Here is a 6,041-nt window from a genome sequence, read left to right as displayed (position 1 = left end):
CATCACGCCTGCCATGAAGTTGGCGATGGCCACTTAGCTCCACTTCTGGCGACCGCTAGAAGTGGGGGGATTACCGTAGGCGTGAAGGAACTGATCGCCTTGAACGCCTTGAGACACATCTGACGAGATCCAACTGGGGCGATTCTCATCAAGCGCAACACGAGCGCCAACATTTCGGATCAAGGTGAGTGTGCGTGACCATTCGGCTTGGAAAGCTGCAATCTTCGCTTCGCGCGCCTTTCGATTTGGCGTGGGAGCGATAGGGGGCGTGCGGTCTTTCAGCTTCCAATGATCGTCTTCGAATTCACTCTCGATCTTGTTGAGCTTACCGACTAGATCTTCCCTCCTTTTCTCCTGTTTGATCTGACGCTCATATTCCTCTCTATCAAGCGGGAACGACTTCTGCGCAAGGCCATCGAAGAATGCTTCAAGTTGGAGCACCATCCCAAAGTGCTCAAGCTCTTCGTGCTTGATGTAAACCCCAGCTTCAAAGTTCTTGAACCACGCCCGATCGGTCAGATTTGCCGAACCAATATATGCCCCTTGGCCTACCCACCAAATCACTTTAGCGTGTAGCCAGTGCGGCACAAGATGGCACACTAAGTTGGGCGATGCACGACGCAAGAACCAGTCGAGAATACGCAGATCGATGGGACATGAGCCATCGACACGGCCATAGAACGTCAGCTTTTTCCCCTTGGCAACGCAGTCCTCAAATAGAAGGATATCGCCGGATGGCTTCGTGGCGTATGCAATTGCAACCTTGACCTCAGAACAGTCTGCGATGGCAGAAGCATGCTTGTTATAAATCATCTCACCCGTGATGGGTTTACCCACAAACTCCATGTATCTAGCCTCCCCTGTTCCGTAAATCACAGCTTCGCAAAGTAGGAGAGGTTCGTCTACGGGGCAGGAAGCCACGTCAACTACCTCAGGGCGCAGACGTTGATTTGCCTTGCACTTCAACAGATCTATGCGAAAAGCCGTGGCATTCGGGCTGCAACAGAAAGAGCCCCGCATGCGGGGCTCCTGTGTCGCTGGGGTTGGAGCCTTGGCCTCGGCGCCGGGTGCCGATGGCGGGCGACGTTGTTCCGATCATTTGGCGGGAACCTTCTGCGACGACCCTAGCTTCCAGCCAAATGCCTAGGCGCACCATCAGTCTGCTGCGCGGTCAATGGTCAGAAATATCTGAGCCGTCATAGACTTGGCTTCGGTGGCCGAAACTTCAACTCCCAATGCCCGGCATCACCTTCGGCCTGTGGTGGAAGCGCATCATCGCCAGATGCCTCAGGCGTCAGCACCTCGATCGGCTGTGGGGCAAAATTCTTCTCCAAGGCCTCAGCCGCTTCCACCATCGCCTTTCGAGCCCGCTTGATCCGCCAGTTCTGGATCGCCACGATCCGAGGTGAGACATGCACCTTCGCACGCGCTAAGCGTCTGCGCGCTCGGTGAGCGGTTTGGGTGTTCGAAGAAGGGTCATGATCTGCAAGCTCCGCTTGTGCCTTCAACACGCTCATACGCGCACGATGCGGCCTCACCATGGCATGAACATAACGACTGACCGCCTTTGCCAAGACTTCCGTTTCTTCAAACAAGAAGGGCTTTGTAGCGTAGCTATCCGTTCGCCGGCAGAGCAGGCTTGCGTATGCCTGCTGAAAAGCAGGCTCGACCTGGATCCCTGGGATCTGCCGTAACACCTCCAAAGACTGCTGCGCGACCTCCCGTTGCGCTTCGAGCCAATCTTCGATGAGCTGAGCCTCCGCATTGAGCACCTCCGCGTCTTGTCGGCCCGAGGAACGAGCTAGACGCGTCACACGGCTCAGATGTCGGGTCTGGCCGCTATAAGGCGTGTAGAGACCCGGGCGAGGCGCTGGCGCACGCGCCAAGCGCTCTTTGATCTGCCGCACCCGCTCTGCGCCTGACAATCGTGTCTGCCCAACCGCTGTGCGTCCGTCCAATCCAGAAGCCTGTGCGTTGGCCCGATCCCGAAGTGCTGTCGCGTGGCTGTGCGACGGTGGCACTTCGTGCACGAGACCACCGCTTTTTTTCATGTGCTCAGCGACAAGCTTTGAAAGCGCCAGTACTGCTTCTCGCCCACCTGCCCCTCTCACTTCTGCTGTGAACTTCGTTTTGCGCATCACCGCCACTTTGGCTTTGCCCAAGTGCTTGCCAGGCCGGCGCGTGAGTTCGCGGGCGCGTTCAAACTCCCCATTACGCGCGGCTTCGTGTGCTTGTGCTCGGAGACTGCGATGATCTACGCGAGTCGGGTAGCCCGCATTTTTCAAGTGCGCATTGATGACCATCGCGATGTCTTTGCGGATTTGCCGCAGCGCTCGTGTGCCGCCGCCTTGGCGTGCATCAAACTCAGCGCAGGCGCGCTCCCCTAGTCCTCCCGGTCCGACTTGTCGCGCTGACATCAGCAAATGCACATGATGATTGCGCTGATCACCATATTTGCTTGGCGTGTGCACCGCAACCAGCACGGCCACTTGGAAGCGGTCAACAAGCAATTGACCGAGTGCCAAAGCGAGCACTCTTCGTTGGTGTGGATCGAGCTGATGCGGAAGCGACACCTCGACTTCTCGGCAAACGCGTGCATTCTTGCGGGTCTCGGCCGCTTCATTTGCGTTCCAAAAATACTGCGCATCGAAGCACCACGACGGCGCACCCTTCGGGGCAAGCATCTGGTGGAAATCGACACCGCCTCGGTGGGAATAATTGTGACCAAGCCCCGTGCTTGTATCGAGCAGATCAAACCCTGCGCGGTAGGCTGCTGCTGCGACTGATGAGTCGCCGTTGCCTCGGCTAAAAGACTTCATTGTTGCGTGATAAATTGCCATTTGTGAAACTCCTGTTGTGGAGCACACAAAGAAGCGGCAGAACATCCGCTGTCGAGAGATAAGCGAACTCGACAACAACGAGATTTGAATCTCAGGGTTTTGAAGAGGCTGTGTTGCCTAGCGAAGCATAGCAACGAGGTGGCCAACGGCCACCGCACCGACGCGCAGCGTTGGCGCACGGTTTCTGCAAAGCAGAAACCATAAGTGCGCTCTTGCTGTTTGATTCTTTATTGGAATTTTCGCGCTACGGCTGGGTCAGCAATTGCGCCCCTACGTATGATTAATAGTTATATTAGAAAATGAATAAGACCTGTACAGACCTAACTTTTGCCATGCCCTGTGTCGATTTCAAGGCAACGGTGTATGCGAGAGGCGATGTCCTTTGGTTTTCGGAAATACAAGCAGCAGAAGGACGAACGGCCCCCAGGTTGGTAGCATCACCAAAGCCGATCGAACGCGAATTCGCAGCAGCTGCGGAAACAAGGAAGCGAAATGCCCAATGACTACTGGGACATGGATGACAAGAACGCCCCCAACCTGTTGAACCTCGCCAACGTGAGCACTTCGATGCTCGTGCCCTTCCCAGTGGGAAAGCTGCCAGATGCTTCCTTGCTCTGGCTCAATGAGCGCTGGTTTCATGACTTGGGCATCGCCATCCACGACAAGCCAACTCGGGCCCGCATCTCAGCGTCCTTGCTTGAACGCTTTGCCGTGACCTCTCTCGAAGCTCACTGCGTTGCCGGCAGCTTCGGACGCCAGACACTGGGCGCTGATCGCTATGGTGGGAGCGGAGGGGCGATCCACGGAGGGAGTGGCCGTTGTGGCTCCGATGGCATGCTCATCGCCAAAGGAACCGGCCCCACGCCATTGGTCTCCGAGGCCCATGATTGGTCACACTCCCATGGCTGTCTCTATCTTTACGATGCCATTCGCGAGGCAGTTGCCAGCGAGATCCTCAACGCAGAGCTCCCCCACGGGGCGGTCCCCATCGTTGCCATCATCGATGCCGGCTTCTCCCTGGCACGCACCGATGCAGACGAACCGGAGCGGTGCGCCATTCTGATCAGGCCCGCTTTCCTGCGCTTAGCGCACTTCGAGCGCAGCCTGTATTTCGGAACATCAGGCAGCGCAAACAGCGATCAATTTCAAGATAGCCTGCGGGTCAAAGATGCCACCCACTTTGCCGACGAACACGCGCAGCTCGATGCCGGCAATCCCAATGGCCTAGGCGTTGACTTGTCTGAGCTCTACCTGCGCCTTGCGGAGCAGATTGCCGCAAGTCGCGCGCATCGCCTCTGGACCGGACGCCCGACAAGCGACAACATCACATCGAAGGCGCAGTTCCTGGATTTCGGCGGCTTCCGCGCAGTTCCCAGCTGGAAGCGTGGCACCGATGGGCATCGTCACTTCTTCGGCGATGAGATGCGTGATGTTCGCCACTCGCTTCCCTCGCTTGCCTACTTCTTCAAGAAGTATTCCCGCTTTGACAAGGCAATCGCCAACATCGATCAGCTGCTTATCCAGATCGAGCATCACATGGAAGCTGCGTTTCTCCATCACTGTGCAGAAGCGTGTGCCTTGCCTGAGTCAAGCCCAGAGGCGTTGCATTTCAAAGCGCTCATTGCGCGCTACTACCGCGAGCAACAGCGCATTGACTATGCGTTCGATCAGCCCACAAAGCACGGCGAGCGCCACGATTGGCTCTCTGACCACCTCAGAGGCAAAGCAACCCGGGGGTCTCAGATTGGCGAGGAGATCGCAGCGTTCGTGCGCGCCATTCCGAACTCAGATCTTCATCTTTGTGCGGCCAACCGCTGGCTGAGACCACGACCACGCCTTTCCTATCGCGTCTCTAAGCGCCGCGCGATCAAGCTGGTGCGGTCGATCCTCGCCGATCGGTCGTCGGGACCCGAGCGGGTCTCGGTCTTTATCGCAACCGAGGTCGCGGTCTCGCGACGGGTTTGGAGAGGCTTACCACCACACTGGCTTGTCCTAGGCTACGCAAGCGATCACGTGTCCACCGCGTTGTATTTCTTTGATACGCACCGCATGGCTTATGCAGCCCAGCTGTCGGGACCACGCGTGCATGGGGGAACACTGCTCTTCGGTGCCCAAGTCGCAGATGAGAAACTCGGCATCACCAATTCTGGCCATCGAACCGTCGTGCTTGTCGACTGCGAACCCACCAGCTACCTCGTAGGTCTAGGCTTGAACGGGCGTGCAACAATTCCTGCCGCACTGCTCACCTTCCCGGACGCTGCCGTTGCCGCGCAGAAATTCAGCTCAACCAACACCCATGCAACCTAATGCCGTTGATGCGCAGGCGCTTGGCCTGGCGATGCAACTCCTGTTCAAGACTGACCGCAAGAAGTTCAGTATAGCAGCGGCTTATGTGTGGCTATGGCCTGCGATTCGCCTAGGCCAGTTCGTCACGATCGAAGACGACGATGGGGTATGGACCGGCTACGCCTTATGGGCATATCTAACGCCTGAAACCGCCAGTCATTTGGTTCGGCAAGATCCTCCGTTCTTGCCGATTAGCGACTGGAACGAAGGTGATCAACTCTGGATCCTGGATTTCGTGGCTATGCCAGGGCATCACCGACGCCTGGCGAGAGCACTCCGACACTGCTTGCGTTCTCACTTCAAGCAAGCGCATCGCTTGGTGCGAGATAAGACGGGCGCTATCCTGGGAACCAAGACTTACACCCTTCGCAAAGATGGCTGAGGAAGACACGTTGCTTCCTTGATACGAATGGACGAACCGAAGCGACAAGGCAGTTGCAGCCCATGCATGAAGTGACATCAAGGCCGACTAAGGCCTGGACTGGATTTTTGTTCCTGGGCTTCGGTTCTGGTTTGCCTTATCCGCTGATCGGCAGCACCTTAGGCTATTGGCTCAGCGAAAAGTCGCTTTCGATCGCAGTCATCGGCGCCTTGGCTTGGACCGCCCTTCCCTACTCTCTCAAATTTCTCTGGGCCCGCCATCTCGACCAACGCCATGCGCCGGTCGTTGGAAGTACCATGGCGCACCGTCAGGGCTGGATTGTCTTGTCTTCGGTCATGGTCGCCCTCTCTCTCCTGGGCCTTGTCCTTAGCGTCGTCACCGGTAGTCTGCCGCTCATTGGGTAATCCCCCCGCCCATTAGCTGACGCCAGAAGTGGAATTTTCTCGTCCCCTTTCCCGAGGAGGTTCCATGAA

At 57.1% G+C, this 6,041-nt stretch carries 4 protein-coding genes and 2 pseudogenes; 4 read left to right on the top strand and 2 right to left on the bottom strand.

The window, feature by feature from the left end; all coding sequences use genetic code 11:
• Positions 1 to 33 precede the first annotated feature (33 nt).
• Complete coding sequence (locus tag LL972_RS21215) at positions 34 to 846, bottom strand: phospholipase D-like domain-containing protein (protein WP_228329273.1); 813 nt, start codon at positions 844 to 846, stop codon at positions 34 to 36.
• Between the two features lie 1,316 nt (positions 847 to 2,162).
• Here LL972_RS21215 and LL972_RS21730 point away from each other — a divergent pair.
• Entirely contained in the window at positions 2,163 to 2,387 is a 225-nt protein-coding gene (locus tag LL972_RS21730; RefSeq protein WP_319607214.1) for a hypothetical protein, read from the top strand.
• Here the strand turns inward: LL972_RS21730 and LL972_RS21725 are convergent.
• Positions 2,283 to 2,819: pseudogene (locus LL972_RS21725) on the bottom strand (MobA/MobL family protein); the annotation flags it as partial. The gene LL972_RS21730 and the pseudogene LL972_RS21725 overlap by 105 nt on opposite strands.
• Before the next feature lie 513 nt (positions 2,820 to 3,332).
• On the opposite strand from LL972_RS21725, the gene LL972_RS21205 reads away from it, so the two are divergent.
• The 3 genes and pseudogenes from LL972_RS21205 to LL972_RS21195 form a co-directional block, all read left to right on the top strand.
• Positions 3,333 to 5,147, top strand: a complete 1,815-nt coding sequence (locus tag LL972_RS21205; RefSeq protein WP_228329271.1) for a protein adenylyltransferase SelO family protein — start codon at positions 3,333 to 3,335, stop codon at positions 5,145 to 5,147.
• Positions 5,137 to 5,568: a toxin-activating lysine-acyltransferase gene (locus LL972_RS21200; RefSeq protein ID WP_029221015.1), complete on the top strand. Its 432-nt coding sequence runs from the start codon at positions 5,137 to 5,139 to the stop codon at positions 5,566 to 5,568. The genes LL972_RS21205 and LL972_RS21200 overlap by 11 nt, the downstream gene beginning before the upstream one ends.
• Before the next feature lie 62 nt (positions 5,569 to 5,630).
• Positions 5,631 to 5,966: pseudogene (locus LL972_RS21195) on the top strand (hypothetical protein); the annotation flags it as partial.
• Positions 5,967 to 6,041 lie beyond the last annotated feature (75 nt).

The sequence above is a fragment of the Xanthomonas campestris pv. asclepiadis genome, from assembly GCF_020784175.1.
Classification (GTDB): domain Bacteria; phylum Pseudomonadota; class Gammaproteobacteria; order Xanthomonadales; family Xanthomonadaceae; genus Xanthomonas; species Xanthomonas campestris_D.
The sequence above is the reverse complement of the archived record's forward strand: the minus strand, read 5'-3'. Positions and strand labels throughout refer to the sequence as shown.